Annotated in this window: 21 protein-coding genes; 18 read left to right on the forward strand and 3 right to left on the reverse strand. The window is 30.9% G+C overall.

Annotated features, from left to right (window positions below):
* Window positions 1–4 precede the first annotated feature (4 nt).
* From AC5YGC_RS01950 to AC5YGC_RS02035, 18 genes are all read left to right on the forward strand, one after another.
* Window positions 5–751, forward strand: coding sequence for an SDR family NAD(P)-dependent oxidoreductase (locus AC5YGC_RS01950; protein ID WP_496139987.1), 747 nt, complete (start codon window positions 5–7; stop codon window positions 749–751).
* A 3-nt stretch (window positions 752–754) separates the two neighbouring features.
* Window positions 755–1,657 carry an ROK family protein gene (locus AC5YGC_RS01955; protein WP_496139988.1) on the forward strand — a complete coding sequence of 301 codons (903 nt, stop codon included), beginning with the start codon at window positions 755–757 and terminating at the stop codon, window positions 1,655–1,657.
* Between the two features lie 203 nt (window positions 1,658–1,860).
* Complete coding sequence (locus AC5YGC_RS01960; protein WP_496139989.1) at window positions 1,861–3,120, forward strand: extracellular solute-binding protein; 1,260 nt, start codon at window positions 1,861–1,863, stop codon at window positions 3,118–3,120.
* A gap of 63 nt (window positions 3,121–3,183) precedes the next feature.
* Window positions 3,184–4,056 carry an ABC transporter permease subunit gene (locus tag AC5YGC_RS01965; RefSeq protein ID WP_496139990.1) on the forward strand — a complete coding sequence of 291 codons (873 nt, stop codon included), beginning with the start codon at window positions 3,184–3,186 and terminating at the stop codon, window positions 4,054–4,056.
* Window positions 4,046–4,948, forward strand: coding sequence for an ABC transporter permease subunit (locus tag AC5YGC_RS01970; protein WP_496139991.1), 903 nt, complete (start codon window positions 4,046–4,048; stop codon window positions 4,946–4,948). Before AC5YGC_RS01965 ends, AC5YGC_RS01970 begins: the two co-directional genes overlap by 11 nt.
* Before the next feature lies 1 nt (window position 4,949).
* Window positions 4,950–6,050 carry a sn-glycerol-3-phosphate ABC transporter ATP-binding protein UgpC gene (locus tag AC5YGC_RS01975; protein WP_496139992.1) on the forward strand — a complete coding sequence of 367 codons (1,101 nt, stop codon included), beginning with the start codon at window positions 4,950–4,952 and terminating at the stop codon, window positions 6,048–6,050.
* The gene (locus AC5YGC_RS01980) at window positions 6,051–6,812 is read left to right on the forward strand and encodes an SDR family oxidoreductase (RefSeq protein ID WP_496139993.1); all 762 of its coding nucleotides are present in this window, start codon (window positions 6,051–6,053) and stop codon (window positions 6,810–6,812) included.
* Window positions 6,813–6,825: 13 nt separating this feature from the next.
* Window positions 6,826–8,601 carry an IlvD/Edd family dehydratase gene (locus AC5YGC_RS01985; RefSeq protein ID WP_502314034.1) on the forward strand — a complete coding sequence of 592 codons (1,776 nt, stop codon included), beginning with the start codon at window positions 6,826–6,828 and terminating at the stop codon, window positions 8,599–8,601.
* Window positions 8,602–8,615: 14 nt separating this feature from the next.
* Window positions 8,616–9,359 carry an SDR family oxidoreductase gene (locus tag AC5YGC_RS01990; protein WP_496139994.1) on the forward strand — a complete coding sequence of 248 codons (744 nt, stop codon included), beginning with the start codon at window positions 8,616–8,618 and terminating at the stop codon, window positions 9,357–9,359.
* Between the two features lie 21 nt (window positions 9,360–9,380).
* Window positions 9,381–10,223 (forward strand): fumarylacetoacetate hydrolase family protein, encoded by an 843-nt coding sequence (locus tag AC5YGC_RS01995; RefSeq protein ID WP_496139995.1) that lies wholly within the window; start codon window positions 9,381–9,383, stop codon window positions 10,221–10,223.
* A 1-nt stretch (window position 10,224) separates the two neighbouring features.
* Complete coding sequence (locus tag AC5YGC_RS02000) at window positions 10,225–11,106, forward strand: SMP-30/gluconolactonase/LRE family protein (RefSeq protein WP_496139996.1); 882 nt, start codon at window positions 10,225–10,227, stop codon at window positions 11,104–11,106.
* Between the two features lie 60 nt (window positions 11,107–11,166).
* Window positions 11,167–12,036 carry an NAD(P)-binding domain-containing protein gene (locus tag AC5YGC_RS02005; RefSeq protein ID WP_496139997.1) on the forward strand — a complete coding sequence of 290 codons (870 nt, stop codon included), beginning with the start codon at window positions 11,167–11,169 and terminating at the stop codon, window positions 12,034–12,036.
* Window positions 12,033–12,875, forward strand: coding sequence for a fumarylacetoacetate hydrolase family protein (locus tag AC5YGC_RS02010; RefSeq protein ID WP_496139999.1), 843 nt, complete (start codon window positions 12,033–12,035; stop codon window positions 12,873–12,875). The genes AC5YGC_RS02005 and AC5YGC_RS02010 overlap by 4 nt, the downstream gene beginning before the upstream one ends.
* Window positions 12,876–12,881: 6 nt before the next feature.
* A complete protein-coding gene (locus AC5YGC_RS02015) occupies window positions 12,882–13,589 on the forward strand; it encodes a cytochrome c biogenesis protein CcdA (RefSeq protein WP_496140000.1) in 708 nt (235 codons plus the stop codon).
* Window positions 13,590–13,612: 23 nt separating this feature from the next.
* Entirely contained in the window at window positions 13,613–14,194 is a 582-nt protein-coding gene (locus tag AC5YGC_RS02020; protein ID WP_415294511.1) for an FMN-dependent NADH-azoreductase, read from the forward strand.
* Entirely contained in the window at window positions 14,194–15,000 is an 807-nt protein-coding gene (locus AC5YGC_RS02025) for an inositol monophosphatase family protein (RefSeq protein ID WP_496140001.1), read from the forward strand. The genes AC5YGC_RS02020 and AC5YGC_RS02025 overlap by 1 nt, the downstream gene beginning before the upstream one ends.
* A complete protein-coding gene (locus tag AC5YGC_RS02030; protein ID WP_496140002.1) occupies window positions 15,001–15,561 on the forward strand; it encodes a DUF924 family protein in 561 nt (186 codons plus the stop codon).
* A gap of 219 nt (window positions 15,562–15,780) precedes the next feature.
* Complete coding sequence (locus AC5YGC_RS02035) at window positions 15,781–16,125, forward strand: DUF952 domain-containing protein (RefSeq protein WP_496140003.1); 345 nt, start codon at window positions 15,781–15,783, stop codon at window positions 16,123–16,125.
* Between the two features lie 348 nt (window positions 16,126–16,473).
* Here AC5YGC_RS02035 and AC5YGC_RS02040 read toward each other — a convergent pair whose 3' ends face one another.
* The 3 genes from AC5YGC_RS02040 to AC5YGC_RS02050 are packed head-to-tail and all read right to left on the reverse strand — an operon-like array spanning window position 16,474 to window position 17,396.
* Window positions 16,474–16,701: a DUF2798 domain-containing protein gene (locus tag AC5YGC_RS02040; RefSeq protein WP_415322499.1), complete on the reverse strand. Its 228-nt coding sequence runs from the start codon at window positions 16,699–16,701 to the stop codon at window positions 16,474–16,476.
* 2 nt (window positions 16,702–16,703) lie between these two features.
* Window positions 16,704–17,036, reverse strand: a complete 333-nt coding sequence (locus AC5YGC_RS02045; RefSeq protein WP_415284131.1) for a DMT family transporter — start codon at window positions 17,034–17,036, stop codon at window positions 16,704–16,706.
* A gap of 30 nt (window positions 17,037–17,066) precedes the next feature.
* The gene (locus AC5YGC_RS02050) at window positions 17,067–17,396 is read right to left on the reverse strand and encodes an antibiotic biosynthesis monooxygenase (protein ID WP_496140004.1); all 330 of its coding nucleotides are present in this window, start codon (window positions 17,394–17,396) and stop codon (window positions 17,067–17,069) included.
* Between the last annotated feature and the right edge of the window lie 13 nt (window positions 17,397–17,409).

The raw sequence follows: 17,409 nt of genomic DNA on the forward strand, positions 1-17,409 counted from the left end.
ACACATGAATAATTATAATTTAAAAGGTAGAAGAGCAATAGTAACTGGTGGGGCTCAAGGTTTTGGCTATGCTATTACAAAAAGATTTCTAGAATCTGGTGCTGAAGTTATAATTTGGGATATTGACCAAAAAGCTATAGATGAAGCTTTAAAAGAACTTTCATCAGAAAAATGTAGTTATCAAATAGTGGATGTAACTAACTTTGATGATATTACAAAGAATATAGAACAAAGTACTAAAGAAAAAAATATTGATATTTTTATTAATAATGCAGGTATGGCAGGTAAAAATACACAAGTTTGGAATTATCCTAATGATGAATGGCTAAAAGTAATGAACTTAGATTTAAATTCAGTTTTTTATTGCTGTAAAGCAATAGCACCACACATGATTAAAAATAACTATGGAAGAATAGTAAATATTGCTTCTATTGCAGGAAAAGAGGGAAACCCAAATGCTAGCGCATATAGCACAGCAAAAGCAGGGGTTATAGGTCTTACAAAATCTTTAGGTAAAGAATTAGCAGATAAAAATATTGCTGTTAATGCTGTAACACCAGCAGCAGCTAAGACTAGAATTTTTGATCAAATGACTGAAGAACATATAAATTATATGCTTTCTAAAATTCCAAGAAATAGATTTGCTAAAGTTGATGAATTAGCATCATTGGTTACTTGGTTGGCTGCAGAAGAGAATTCTTTTTCAACAGCTGCAGTCTTTGATTTAAGTGGTGGAAGAGCAACATATTAAGTCATGCAAATTGGATTTGATGTCGGTGCTACAAAAATAGAAAGTGTTATTTTAAAGGATAATGGTGAAGAAGTTGACAGAAGTAGAAGAGACTGTCCAAAAGATTATATTTCAATAATACAAACCATAAAAAATGTTGTTGTTGATTTAGAAAAAAAACATAATCAGACATTACCAGTGGGAGTATGTCATCCAGGTGTTCATTCACCACAAACAGGACTAGTTAAAAATGCACCTAACTGTGTTTGGATTGAAAAACGACCTTTTCAAAAAAGTCTACGTGAAGCTTTAAATAGAGAAGTTTTTTGTGAAAATGATGGAAATTGTTTTGCATTATCTGAGTCAATAGATGGTGCTGGTAAACACTATAAAATTGTATACGGAATTATTCTTGGATCTGGTGCAGGAGGTGGATTGGTTATAGATAAACAAATTGTTTCAGGACCTAATGGTGTTGCTGGTGAATGGGGTCACAATCAGCTACCGTTTATGGCTGCCCAAAAAGAGGAGCTTAAGACATTAAATCTAAGAGATGCAGAGGTTGAAAGTTTTGTATCTGGATTAGGTTTAGCAAAAAGATTTAATAAAAGGTTTAAAAAAAATTTAAAAGCTAACGAAATATTTGAACTCTATAGAAAGCACGAGTTGGATGCAGAAAATATGATAGAGGAATTCAAAACCAATCTTGCAATGTCTTTGGCAGTTATAGTTAATATTCTCGATCCAGATGTTTTTATATTTGGTGGTGGTGTTACAAATGAAATAGATTTTTTTGATGAAATAGAAAACTTAACTAAAAAATATGTTATAGGAAAAGAATATGAAGGTGTTTTTTTAAAACCTAAGTATGGAGATGCAAGTGGTGTACGTGGTGCAGCAAGATTAGGTAGAAAAACTAGTTATTAAATTAGTTCAATTATAAATAGATTATTAATATTTAATAATTTTTTTTTTCCACATAAACCAATGCTTAATTACATAAAATAAGGATCAACCTAAAGTTGTGTGACGTTCTTTTATGTTTTAATAAATTTTTTTTTTTAATAGAGTTCATTTTTATAAATTAATCAAACCGATTAATTTTCTATTAACAAATGAGAGGGAATAAAATGAAAATGAAAAAACTGTTAGTTGCTTTAATAGCTCTAGCTCTTACACCAAGTGTTTCATTTGCAGCACCTAAGGCTGAGGTATTGCACTGGTGGACTGGTGGTGGTGAAGCAAAAGCTTTAAAAGTACTACAAGATGATTTTGCAGCACAAGGTGGAATATGGTTAGATATGCCTGTTTCTGGTGGTGGTGGAGATGCAGCAATGCAAACACTAAAAGCTAGAATAGTTGCTAACGATGCACCAGCTGCTGCACAAATTAAAGGTCCTACAATTCAAGAGTATGATGAAGAAGGTGTGGTTGGACCTTACAACATTGATGCTGTTGCACAAAAAGAAGGTTGGGACAATCTTTTAAGTAAACAAGTTGCAAGTCATATGAAGTGTGATGATGGTAAAGCATATTGTGCTGCACCTGTAAACATTCACAGAATTGACTGGATCTGGGCTAATAAAAAAGTTTTAGATGAAAATGGTATTAAAATGCCTTCTACTTGGTCGGAATTTAATGCTGCAGCAGATAAGCTTCAAGCAAAAGGAATTATTCCTTTAGCTCATGGTAGTCAGCCTTGGCAAGATGCAACAGTATTCGAAGCTGTAGCTCTTGGTATTGGTGGAAATGATTTTTACAGAAAAGCTTTTGTAGAATTAGATCCTGCTACTTTAGGTGGAGCAACTATGACTAAAGTATTTGACCAAATGAGAAAACTTAAAGGTTACACAGATGCTGGTTCTCCAGGAAGAGACTGGAACATAGCTACTGGTATGGTTATGGAAGGCAAAGCTGCTTTTCAAATCATGGGTGACTGGGCAAAAGGCGAGTTTTCTGCTAACAACCAGGCGCCAGGAAAAGATTATATCTGTGCACCAACTCCATCTGATAATGGATATCTTTACAATGTAGATTCATTTATTTTCTTCAAAGTAAAAGGTAAAGAAAAAGTTGAAGGTCAAAAACTACTTGCTAGCTTAATGATGGGAAAAAACTTCCAAAAAGTTTTTAACATCTACAAAGGTTCGATACCTGCAAGATTAGACGTTTCTATGGATGAGTTTGATATGTGTGCTAAAAAATCAAACGCAGACTTAAAAACTGCTGCTTCTAAAGGTGGATTACTACCAAGTTTTGCTCACGGTATGGCATTAAAACTTGCACAAAAAGGTGCAATTCAAGATGTGGTTACTGAGCATTTCAACTCAACAATGTCTTCGTCTGACGCTGCAAAAAAATTAGCAGCAGCAGTTAAGGCTTCACTTTAATAAAAAAAGTATATTAAGATTTGCGCTGTCATGAAAATGATAGCGCAGATTTAATTATAAAATATGTTTTGGTTAAAAAAAAATTTACCTAAATTAGTTTTAACTCCATCACTTGGAATTTTGTCATGGTTTGTCTATGGCTTCATTTTTTGGACGATATACATCTCTTTTACTAAGTCCAAGATGTTGCCAAGATATGAACTTTGGGGAATAGACCAGTATATCAGACTGTGGAAAATGCCAAGATGGCACGTAGCAGTAGAAAATTTACTTATATTTACAGTTTTATTTATTATTCTATGCATTGCTATTGGAATTCTTCTTTCAGTTTTACTTGATCAAAAGATTAGAGCTGAAGGTTTTTTAAGAACAATTTACTTATACCCTATGGCTTTATCATTTATTGTAACGGGGACTGCTTGGAAATGGGTCCTAAATCCAACACTAGGCATTGAAAAATTTGCGCACGATATGGGTTTTGAGACCTTTAAATTTGATTGGTTGGTGACACCTGAGATGTCAATATACACAATAGTAATAGCCGGTGTGTGGCAATCATCTGGATTTATAATGGCAATTTTTTTAGCAGGTCTAAGATCGGTTGATGATGAAATTATTAAAGCTGCGAAAATTGATGGTGCAGGAATATTTTCAATTTACAGCAAAATTATTCTTCCAATGATGCGGCCAGTTTTTATGAGTGCAATAGTAATTTTAGTTCACCTATCAATTAAGAGTTATGATTTGATTATAGCACTAACTTCAGGTGGACCAGGAATTTCATCAGATATGCCAGCAGTGTTTATGACGACTATGGCATTTCATAGAAGTGAAGTTGGTTTAGCATCAGCAAGTGCTATCATGATGTTTTTAACAGTATCAGCAATTGTTGTGCCATATTTATATTCAGAACTAAAGAGGGAAGATGCAAGATAAAGAAACTTTAAAACTAAACAAATTAGAAGCAAATTCTAAAAGAAAAAATACAATCTATAGATGGATTTTATATTTTATATTGGGAGTTTTTGTCATTTATTATTTAACTCCACTTTATGTTATGATTGTAACTTCATTTAAAACAATGCCTGAAATTAGACAGGGAAATTTATTTTCATTACCTGGTTCTTTAAAATTTGATGCCTGGAAACAAGCTTGGGATGGAACAGGCTATACAGGAGGTGATGTTTTTCTTAAACCTTATTTTTGGAACTCAATAAAACTAGTAGTCCCTGCTGTTGTTATATCAACTTTACTTGGTGCTATTAACGGTTATGCTTTAACAAAATGGAGATTTAAAGGAGATTCATATGTCTTTCTATTATTTTTATTTGGCACATTTATCCCATACCAGGCAATTTTGTTGCCGATGGCTAGAACATTAGGCGTTCTTGGAATTTCAAATTCTATAAATGGACTAATACTAGTTCATGTTGTTTATGGAATTTGTTTTACAACTTTATTTTGTAGAAATTACTATGTATCAATTTCAGATGAAATGGTAAGAGCTGCAAGAATAGATGGTGCTGGTTTTTTTAAAATATTTTTTAAAATCATTTTACCAATTTCTATACCAATAATAGTTGTAACTGTTATTTGGCAATTTACACAAGTGTGGAATGATTTTTTATTTGGCGCTACTTTTTCATTTGGTGAATCTGCACCAATTCAAGTTGCTCTTAATAACTTGGTTTTAACAGGCACAGCTGTCAAAAGATACAACGTAGATATGGCAGCAGCAATCATTACGGGAATTCCGACATTAATAGTTTATATTCTTGCTGGAAATTATTTTATCAAAGGACTAACAGCTGGATCAGTGAAAGGATAATATGGCAACTTTAAAAATTAATGACATCAATAAAAATTTTGGAAAAACGGAAGTTTTAAAAGGAATTAACCTAGATATTAAACATGGTGAATTTCTTGTGCTTTTAGGACCATCTGGCTGTGGAAAATCGACATTATTAAACACTATAGCTGGTCTAGAAACCTCTAATAGTGGAGATATTTTAATAGACGATCATATTGTGAATAATATGGAGCCAAGTGACAGAGATATTGCTTTAGTATTTCAGTCTTACGCTCTTTATCCAGCAATGACTGTTAGAAAGAATGTAACATTTGGTTTAGAGCAAAGAAAAACCCCAAAAGAAAAAATAGCAAAAGCATTAGATGATGTTTCTAATTTATTACAAATAACTCAACTATTAGATAGAAAACCATCTCAATTATCTGGTGGTCAACGTCAACGTGTTGCAATGGGTAGAGCATTAGTAAGAGATCCTAAAATTTTTTTATTTGATGAACCGTTATCAAATCTTGACGCAAAATTAAGAGTTGAAATGAGAAGAGAAATTAAAAAACTGCATCAAAAACTTGGTACAACTATAGTTTATGTTACTCATGATCAAACAGAGGCAATGAGCTTAGGTACAAATATTGCCATCATGGATCATGGACTAATCCAACAATGTGACACTCCTAAAAATATTTACAACAAGCCAGAAAGTATTTTTGTTGCAGATTTTATTGGATCTCCATCAATGAATTTGGTTGAAGGTAAGTTAACAAAAGATAACAATGATATTGTTTTTATGCCAAATGGTTCAAATGATAGTGTTAAAATACCAGTTGGAAATTATTCTTTTAAAAATAAATTTGATGGCAATGAAGTATCGGCTTATTTAGGAATTAGACCAGAACATATTTATTTTGAAAAAATCAATCCTGAATGTTTTGAAATCAGTTTAAAATCAGAGCTATTAGAATATACAGGTCATGAACAAATAGTAACATTTGATTATTTAGGTCAACAAGTTCTGGGTAAATTTTCTTCCACATTTGATATAGAAATAAATAAAGATTTAAAATTAAATATTGATACATCTCAAATTTCTTTATTTGATAAAGATTCAAAAAAGAGGATTTGAATGACAGCTATTTATGGAGATTTAAAAAATAAGAGAATTTTTATTACAGGAGGTGGTTCTGGAATTGGTGCATCTATAGTAGAGCATTTTTGTGAACAAGGTTCAGAAGTATATTTTATAGATATAAATGTAGAAGCATCAAATAAATTAGTTCTAGAATGTAAAAACAAAAATTTTTCTATTCCAACTTTTATAAAGTGTGATTTATTAAATATAAAAGATTTACAAAATACTATTTCAAAAATTATTGATAATAATGGAGCAATTGATGTTTTGGTAAATAATGCAGCAAATGACGAGAGACATTCTATCGATGAAGTAACTGAAGAATTTTGGAACGAAAGAATGAACATTAATTTAAGACATTATTTTTTTACAGTTCAGTCAGTTAAAAAAGGAATGATAGCAAATAAAGGTGGCTCTATTATAAATATTGGGTCTGTTTCATGGATGATTGGACAAGGTGGAATGCCTGCTTATACTGCTGCTAAATCTGGCGTTGTAGGTTTAACAAGATCTTTTGCAAGAGACCTTGGTGAATTTGACATAAGGGTAAACTCAGTAGTTCCCGGTTGGGTGATGACAGAGAGACAAATTGAGAAGTGGTTAACACCTGAATCTGAAGCTGATATGATGAAAAAACAGTGCCTAAAGCATAAATTAATACCATCTGATATTGCTAAACCAGTCTTATTCTTTGCATCTAATGCATCATCTGGATGCACTAATCAAGATTACGTAGTCGATAAAGGTTGGTTATAACCAATTAATAAATATGAAAAAAAAAGAATTAAGAAGCAAACAGTGGTTTGATAATCCAAATGATCCAGCTCTTACAGCTTTATATCTGGAGAGATATTTAAACTATGGAATGACAAGACAAGAATTACAATCAGGAAAACCTATAATTGGAATTGCACAATCAGGTAGTGATCTATCGCCATGCAATAGACATTTTCTAGAATTAAGTAGTAGAATTAAGGATGGGATTAGACAAGCTGGAGGAATACCTATTGAATTTCCAACTCATCCTATTCAAGAAACGGGCAAGAGACCCACAGCAGGTTTGGATAGAAATTTATCTTATTTATCTTTGGTAGAAGTTTTATTTGGGTATCCTATAGATGGAGTAATTTTAACAACTGGTTGTGATAAGACTACACCAGCAGCATTAATGGCTGCAGCAACTGTAAATATTCCAGCTATAGTTTTATCAGGTGGTCCAATGCTTGATGGAAACTATAAAGGAAAAAAAGTTGGATCAGGAACTGTTGTTTGGGAAGCAAGAAAACTCCATGCAAAAGGAGAGATTACTTATGATGAATTTATGGATATGGTTGCTGCATCGGCACCAAGTATAGGTCATTGTAATACAATGGGAACTGCTTCATCTATGAACTCTATAGCAGAAGCTTTGGGAATGTCTTTGACAGGTTGTGCAGTTATACCCGCTCCATATAGGGAGAGATCACAAATCTCATTTGAAACAGGAAAAAGAATTGTCGATATGGTTCATGAAGATTTAACCCCTTCGAAAATTATGACCAAAGAAGCATTTGAAAATGCAATCTTAGTTGCAAGTGCCATCGGTGCATCAAGCAACTGTCCTCCACACCTTACCGCTATAGCAAGACATATGGGTTTAGAATTAGATATAGAAAATTGGCAAACACTAGGTCACGATATCCCATTATTAGTAAATTGTCAGCCTGCGGGAGAACACTTGATGGAAAGATTTCACAGCGCTGGTGGTATTCCAGCTATTATGCAAGAATTATTAAAAAATAATAAATTACATAAAAATGTACTCACGGTATCTGGGAAAACTGTAGAAGAGAATTTAAAGATTAAGATAGATGTTGATACAGATGTTATTAAATCATTTGCAAATCCATTAGTAGAAAATGCTGGCTATATTGTTATGAGAAGTAATTTTTTCAATTCTGCTGTTATGAAAACATCAGTTATTAGTGAGGAGTTTAGAAAAAGATACTTATCAGATCCCAAAAATAAAAATGTATTTGAGGCAAATGCAGTAATATTTGAAGGTCCAGAAGATTATCATGCAAGAATTAATGATGAAAAGTTAAATATAGATGAAAATTCAATTTTAATGATTAGAGGTTGCGGACCTGTTGGATATCCTGGATCAGCAGAAGTTGTGAATATGCAGCCACCAGATAGATTGTTGAAAAAGGGCATTAATACTCTTCCTACATTAGGAGATGGCAGACAAAGTGGCACCTCTGAAAGTCCATCTATATTGAATGTTTCACCAGAATCGGCCATTGGTGGTGATTTATTGATAGTCCAAACAGGAGATAAAATTAAGATCGATCTTATTAATAGAAGAATTGATTTATTAATATCAGAGGCAGAGATTGCTGAGAGAAAAAAAAATACAAAGATCCCAGTATTAATAAACCAAACACCGTGGCAAGAAATTTCAAGAAAAATGGTGGGTCAACTTGAAACTGGTGCTTGCTTAGAGACTGAATCTTTATATTTAGATATAACAAACACAAAAGGAATGCCTAGGCATTCACATTAAAAAAAGGAAAAAACATGAGCAATAGACTAGAAGGTAAAAATATTATTGTAACAGCTGCAGGCCAGGGAATTGGCAAAGCAACCGCTATAGCATTTCATAGTGAAGGTGCAAATGTAACTGCAACAGATTTAAATGATAAAACTTTAGCTGAATTAAATAAAGAATATCCTAAAATTAAAGTTCACACTCTAGACTCAACAGACAATAATGCTATTTTGGAATTTATGAAAAGCGTAGATAGAGTTGATGTTTTGTTCAATGCAGTGGGCTTTGTTCACCATGGAACTATTTTAGATTGTGAAGAAAAAGATTGGGATTTTTCTTTTGATGTAAATGTTAAATCTATGTATCAAATGTGTAAAGCAATTTTACCTTTAATGGTTAAACAGAATAGTGGAAGTATAATTAATGTTTCCTCATGCGCCTCAAGCCTTAAAGGATTTCCAAATAGATTTGTTTACGGAACTACAAAAGGAGCGGTAATTGGCTTAACTAAATCAATAGCTGCAGATTTTGTAAAACAAAATATTAGATGTAATTCTATTGCACCTGGAACGGTATTTTCACCTTCTTGGCAAGATAGAGTTAATCAAAGCCCAGACCCGGTACAAGCTAAGAAAGATTTTATAGCAAGACAACCAATGGGAAGACTGGGAACAGCAGAAGAAATAGCTGCTGTAGGAGTTTATTTGGCTGGAGACGATGCAACATTTACTACAGGAACAACAATTTCTGTTGATGGTGGAATTTCAATTTAATAAATTAAAAAAAGGATAACTATGAAGCTATTAAGAGTAGGTGTTAAAGGAAAAGAAAAACCAGCAGCATTAGATAAAAATGGAAAAATTAGAGATTTAAGTTCTCACATTACTGATTTAAATTCAGATATTGTAAATTTTGAAACTATTAAAAAATTAGAAAGTATAGATTTAGAAAACTTACCTGAAATTTCAAATTCTGAGAGAATAGGTGCGTGTATTAATAAACCAGGAAAATTTGTAGCAATTGGTTTAAATTATTCTGATCATGCGGCAGAGTCTGGTATGGATGCTCCATCAGAACCCATTGTATTCATGAAAGCAACAAGTTCAATTAATGGTCCAAATGATGATATTGAAATTTCAAACGATTCAAAAGAACTTGATTGGGAAGTTGAATTGGGAATAATTATTGGAAAAGATGCTAAAAACATTAGTGAAAACGAAGCTGAAAGTCACATTCTTGGATATTGTTTAGTAAACGATCTGAGTGAAAGAGAGTGGCAACTTAAAAAGATGGGTCAGTGGGTTAAAGGAAAATCACATGATACATATGGACCAATTGGACCATATTTGGTCACTAAAAGTGAAATTTCTAACATCAACAGTCTTAATTTAAGCTTGGATGTTAATGGACAAAGAATGCAAACTGGAAATACAGATAAGATGATATTTAATGTGTTCTTTATAGTTTCATATTTAAGTAAGTTTATGACATTACAAGCAGGTGACATTATTACAACTGGAACACCTCCAGGAGTGGGTATGGGAAAAAAACCTCAAGTATTTTTAAAAGCAGGTGACACAATTAGATTATCGATTGATAATTTAGGTGAACAAAACTCAAAAGTTGTAGCAGAATAATTTGAACATCATAACTTCAGAGCCTAAAGTTATCTGGAATTCAAAAGCAATATTAGGTGAGGGCACTCTATGGGTGCCATTACATAATTCAATTTACTTTGTTGATATTAAGAAAAAAAAAATTTTAACTTTAAATATAAAAACTAATAAAAAAAAAATTATTAAAGTAGATAAAGAAATTGGGTTTCTTGCTCATATTAAAAAAGATATTTTTATACTTGGTTTACAATCAGAGCTTAGAATTATTAATCTTAAAAATAAACAAACTATTAGATCTATTCCAATTGAAGAAGATATACCTCTAAATAGAATAAATGATGGAAAGATAGACCCTAAAGGTAGACTGTGGTTTGGAACTATGGATAACCCTGAGAGATCCATTAAAAATGGATCTTTATATTGTTTAGACAAAAAACTTAATATTCATAAAGTGGATACAAAATATTACATTACAAATGGACCAGCTTTTATAGATGCAGAAAATTTTTTACACACTGATAGTCGTAGTAAAACAATTTATAAAATTAAAATAAATAAAAAATATAAAATAGTTAAAAAAACAAAATTTTTAAAATTCTCTAAAAAGGATGGCTCACCTGACGGAATGACGATTGACTCAAAAAAAAATATTTGGGTTTGTCATTTTGGTGGAGCGTGTATTTCCGTCTATAATTTAGAAGGTAAAAAAATTCATAAAATTGACTTACCAGCAAAAAATATCACAAATTGTATTTTTGGTGGATTGAATAATAATGATATTTTTGTATCAACTGCCTTAAAAGGTATGAATAAAAATGAAATTAAAAAATATAAATTTTCAGGCTCTTTATTTAAGATTAAAACAAATATTAAGGGAATTCAGCCAAAATCCTTTAAGATATAATAATAATTATAAAGCGATTAAGCGTAGTTAAGAAAATAGTATAGGTTATATATAAGTTATATGAAGAATATTGGTTTTATTGGAATTGGTCTTATGGGGTTTCCCATGGCTAAAAACCTCCTTAAATCAGGTTATAATTTAAAAGCTTATAATAGATCCCAAGACAAAGCAGATAGATTAAAAGAATTTGGAGCAGAAATATCCACATCTATCAAAAGTGTTGTTACAAATTCTGATGTAGTTATTGCAATGCTTACAGATGATGCTGCGGTAGAGAAAGTAATGGGTAGTGATGAATTTATATCCAACATTAAAGAAAGTGCCACAGTAATTGATATGAGTTCTGTCAATCCCGTTATTACAAAAAAATATGCTGAGATTTTAAAAGAAAATAATATTAATTATCTAGATGCACCTGTATCTGGGGGAACAATTGGAGCAGAAGAGGCTTCTTTAGCTATCATGGTGGGTGGTAATGAAAAAACATTTAAAGAATGTTATGATCTTCTTAAAATATTAGGCAACCCAACACTAGTAGGCCCAGTCACATCTGGTCAAATTTCAAAACTAGCAAATCAAATAATTGTAGGTGTTACTATTGGAGCTGTAGCAGAAGCAGTTACTTTATGCGAAAAATCTGGAACTAATCCAGGTAAAATGATTGAAGCCTTATCAGGAGGATGGGCTGATAGTAAAATATTACAAACTCATGGAAAAAGAATGATTGGTAAAGATTTCTCACCAAAAGGAAAAACTACAACGCAATTAAAAGATATGACTAATATCATTAATGCTGGAAAAGCTGTTGATACTCATTTGCCTATTTCAAGTTTAATTAAAGAAATGTATAAAGATCTAGTAGCAGATGGACATGGTAATACTGATCATAGCTCTTTATATAATGCAATTGAAAAGATAAATAAAAAATGAAATTTTTAAGAATTGGAAAAGTAGGACAAGAAATTCCTGTAGCATTAGATAATGAAGGAAAATATAGAAATTTATCTTCAGTTATTAAAGATTTAAATCCTGAAAGTATTAATTTTGAAACTTTGGATAAAATTAAAGAAATAGATTTGAAGAATTTAGAAGAGATAAATCAAAATGAAAGAATAGGGTCTTGTATTTCTAAACCAGGAAATTTTTTTGCAATCGGTTTAAATTATGTTGAGCATGCAAAAGAAACAGGTGCAAAAACACCCGAGAACCCAGTTCTATTCAATAAGTCAGTTCATTCTATAGTTGGACCAAACGACAATGTAATCATACCCAAGACTTCAAAAAAATTAGATCATGAAGTGGAGATAGCTTTTGTCATTGGAAAAAAAGCAAAAAGAGTTTTAGAAAAGGATGCACAAGATTATATTTTCGGATACTGTATTTGTAACGATATCAGTGAACGTGAATGGCAAAAAGAAAAAGGCGGTCAGTGGGTTAAAGGTAAATCTGGTGATACATTTGGACCTTTAGGACCTTACTTAGTAACCAAAGATGAAATTCAAGATGTTAATAATTTGAACTTAACACTAGATGTTAATGGTAATAGACATCAAACAGGTAACACCAACCAAATGATTTTTAATTTTAACTTTTTGGTAGCTCATATCACAAGTTTTATAACATTAATGCCTGGTGATATTATTACTACTGGCACTCCGCCTGGTGTCGGCCTTGGCATGAATCCTCCTGTTTTTTTAAAAGATGGTGATAATATGGAGCTATCAATTGATAATCTTGGAAGACAAAACATAAAAGTGTTAGCAGAATAATATTTCATGTTAGAGTTATTTATAGCATTTGGAGCTGGTTTAATCAGTTTTTTATCACCATGTGTCTTACCGTTAATACCTGGCTATGTTTCCTTTATTAGTGGCAACACATTAAATGAAATTTTAGAAAAAAAGAAAATTGATTTATTGCCGTTGATAGTTTTTTCATTAGGTTTTTCTTTTGTGTTTATTATCTTTGGTGCAACTGCTTCTTTTTTGGGTCAAATTCTTTTACAAAATTCTCAAATTTTAAGATCAATTGCAGGAGTTATAATAATTATATTCTCCCTTCAATTAATTGGTATTTTAAATATTAAATTTCTTAATGTTGAAAAGAAATTTTATACAAAAAAATCAAATAATATTTTTTTTGTATTTATTGTAGGAATGGCATTTGGCTTTGGATGGACACCGTGTATTGGGCCTATTTTAGGGTCGATACTTGCTTTAGCCTCTACAGAAGAAACTATTTACAAAGCAATTTTACTTTTAAGCTTTTACTCTCTTGGGTTAGCGATACCTTTTATTTTATCAGGTTATTTGATGCAAAAATTTTTATTATTTTCAAAAAACTTCAAAAGAAATATTAATTTAGTCACAAAAGGTGGTGGTATAATACTTTTAATTACAGGAATTTTAATTTTAACAAATCAATTACAAGTTCTTGGCTACTATATTTTAAACTATTTACCCTTTTTGCAAAACTTCGGTTAATAGGTTAATAACAATCTATACTTATGAAAATTTATCAAATTGACTCAAGTGCCAGAAAAGAAGGATCAAGTTCAAGAGCATTAGCAAAAAAATTATTAAATAAAATCAAAAAACCAGGTGATGAAGTAATTTATAGAGATTTAGATGACGATATGCTTTTTGTTAGTGGTTTAACTGAGTCTGGAATGAAGATTGCAGAAAAAGACCAAACTGAAGAGCATAAAAAAATGTTTGAACTATCAGATAAACTTGTAAGTGAATTAAAAGAAAGTGATATCATTATAATTTCAGCGCCAATTTATAATTATGGCCCTCCAGCAACTCTTAAAGCTTGGTGTGACCTAGCAGCAAGAATTGGTGAGACTTTCAGGTTTAAACCTAATGGGAGAAGAGAGGGATTACTTAAAAATAAACAAGCTTATTTAGTAATTACTTCAGGTGGAACTAAATTAAATAGCTCAGAGGATTTTTTAACTCCATGGTTAAAATTTATATTAAATTTCTTTGGAATTGAAAAAGTTGAAGTAATAAGTGCTGATCAAATGGCGTTAGATTATGAGAAATCAATTAAAGAAGCTGAAAAACAAATTGAAAATATAATTTAATGAATTTATTAAATAAAAAGGATTACAAGTTATATTCTAACTTTCTAAATACCCTAGCAAAAGACTTAAATAAATTTTATTTTTCAAAACTTAATAAAACTTTCATGATATCTAACAAACTTAAAGGTAAAGGCTATGACCCAGTAACAACATCTGACAAAGCATTTGAAAAATTTATTATATTAAAGATTAAAAAAAAATTTCCAAGTCATCAAGTTATAGGTGAAGAGTTTGGTCACAAAAAATCAACTAGTGATTACACATGGGTCATAGACCCAATTGATGGAACAAGATCATTTGTAATAGGCAATCCAACATGGAGCAATTTAATATCGCTTAATTTTAAAGGTATACCCGTTGTTGGTTTAGCAAACTTTCCAATATTAAATAAATATTATTTAAATTTTGATAATAAAAATTCTTTTGTTTTTGAAAAAGGCCAAAAAAGAAAAATCTCTGTTTCAAAAAATATACCATTTAGTAAGATAAAAGTATCAGGAGCATTTCATGGAGCGGTCTCTCTTAAACAACAAATGACAATTCCAAAAGTTTTAAAATTAATGCAATTTCCAACTGCAGACGCATTAAGTTACTCCCATTTATGTGAGGGGAAAATTGATGTTGTCTTTCAAGCAACTAATAAAATTTGGGATATTCATCCATTGATGCCAATAATAAAAGCTGCAGGAGGTATTGTTTCAACATGGGATAATAGAGATGCAGTTAATGCTGGAAGTATTCTAGTTTCAGCTAATCAATCTATTCATAATAAAATGCTTAAGCTTTTAAAACCAGTTTCAAAATAAATGCATACAAGAGCAAAAAAAATATTAGATTTTTGGTTTAAAGACACTCCACCAAAAAAAAGATTTCAAAAACATAAAGATTTTGATGAATTAATTAAAGAAAACTTTTTAAAAGATTATGAATTAGCAAGTACAAATGAATATGACGATTGGCAAGACACTTCCCTTGGATCTTTGGCTCTAGTTATTTTATTTGATCAATTTTCAAGAAATATGTTTAGAGATGATCCAAAAGCTTTTATCCAAGATCATAAAGCAAGGTTGATAGTTAACGATTCTGTTTATGCAGGCTTTTTAGATGAAATGGATCAAGATCAAAGACTTTTTATGATATTACCACTAATTCACAGTGAAGAGATCACAGATCATGATATGGCCTATTATCTACTAGATAAATTCTTAAAAGATCATCTAGGTTTAATCTCTATAAAAAAATCTTGGAAAGATCACACCTTAGTAATAAAGAAATTTCATAGATATCCTCATCGAAACTTAGTGTTAGATAGAAAATCTACTCCTGAGGAAATAGAGTTTCTAGCTCAACCAAATTCATCCTGGTAAAATGTTCACTAAGTGAACAGATAAAATAAGGTATCTAATCTTTGCATTGCTGTAGTGACAATAAGTCATTTTAATATTTCAAAGTGCCGTCTATAAGGAGCCTATAAAATTAAAAAATTAACATTATCTTCTCTCTCTATTAGATAGTTAATATTAGCTTCCCTCGAAAGAGGGAAGTTTCTTATTGTCATCATCTCCACTGAATAATATAAATTTTAAATGAACTTCAAATTTGTTTATAAAATATGTACCAAATCTGAATGGCAAGAAATTAAGAGCAAGGGTCAATTTACAGGTTCTAAAAAAGATTTAGAAGATGGTTACATTCACTTTTCAGGTGATGATCAAGTTGCCGGAACGCTTAAAAAATTTTACCAAAACCAAAAAGATTTAATTTTATTAAAGGTAGATACCTTAAAGCTAGATCATTTAGTTTGGGAACAAGCATCAGATGGAAATATGTTTCCACATTTATATTCACCACTAGATATTTCTAATGTAGTAAATGAATTTGATATTACTTTAAATGATGATGGTATTCACGTTTTGCCATCTATTTTTTAACTTATCTTTTAAGGGGTTCACCCTTTCGGAAAGCCCAAAAGAGTTCCCCTGTAAGTTAGCGGTATGCGCCAAAATCCATAATAATGGACTTTATATTTTTTCGATCTTAATTAGTCTTTGATTATTTAATCACACCAGTTATGTGTCAGGTGGTGATAAATTCATAATCGACCTCCTTTATATATATTCACACAATAACATTTTCAAACATTGCATTCAAAACATTTATTTTACTTTATGTTAAATATATTTATTGAATTAAATTTTGATAAATAATAAAGTTTCGATAATTTAAAAAACTCTTCTTACAATATTTTTTTCCGTAAAATTTTTACAATTCTTTTATAACTAATCTTTTGAGGCAATTTTATTAACTAGAGGTCTTATAATTGGAGCTAAAGTAATAGCTGCAAATAATGCTACAGGAAAAGCAAATAACCAAGAGTTAAAATATCTTTCAATAAAACCATCACCAATGCCAGTGTTCACCGCAGTAACTACACCACTCATTATAACGCTCATTCCAAATGACATAAAAATCATAAATAAAGTTTGAGAATATTTTTTTGAAAGCATAATTAATTATTTCCTAACAAGTTAACCATTAATACACCTATTATAATTAAACCCAAACCAATCATTGAATAAAGATTTGGCATTTGATTGAATCTAATTACACCAACAATTACAGTTGAAATAATTGTTAATCCAGCAAATGATGCATAAGTTATCCCCATTGGAATATTTTTCATTACCATTGAAAGTGCATACATACATAAAACGATTGTGATTCCTGTGATAATACTTGGAAAGAGAAGGGTAAAGCCTTCAGCACTTTTTGCAAAACTATTTGATGTGACTCCTAAAAAAACAGCTAAAATCAGAAATAAATATGAAGTTGTCATGTTCATTTAATTACCTTAAATGAAATCTTTTTAAAATTATATAACTACTTTAAAACCTTCAAAATCAGGCAACCCTACATATCCATCAAAATCGGGGGGTCCAAGATATAAATTTCCTTCTAGTGTAGGATTTTTATGTGCTAATTGAAACGAGTTAGATTTTGTCCAGTTAATAAAGTCACTCTCGGTATTCCATTCACTATGAAAAATATAAAGAGAGAATTCTTTATTTACCTCACCTTTGAATAAGTTGAATTTCTTAAAGCCTTTCACACCATGAGTCTCTTGTTCACGATTTTTCCAAGCTGTTTCAAATTCATTTACTTTGCCAGACATAACTTGAAGTCTACTTATTGCTAAATACATAAAACCCTATTTA

This window comes from Candidatus Pelagibacter sp. uisw_138, from assembly GCF_059512485.2.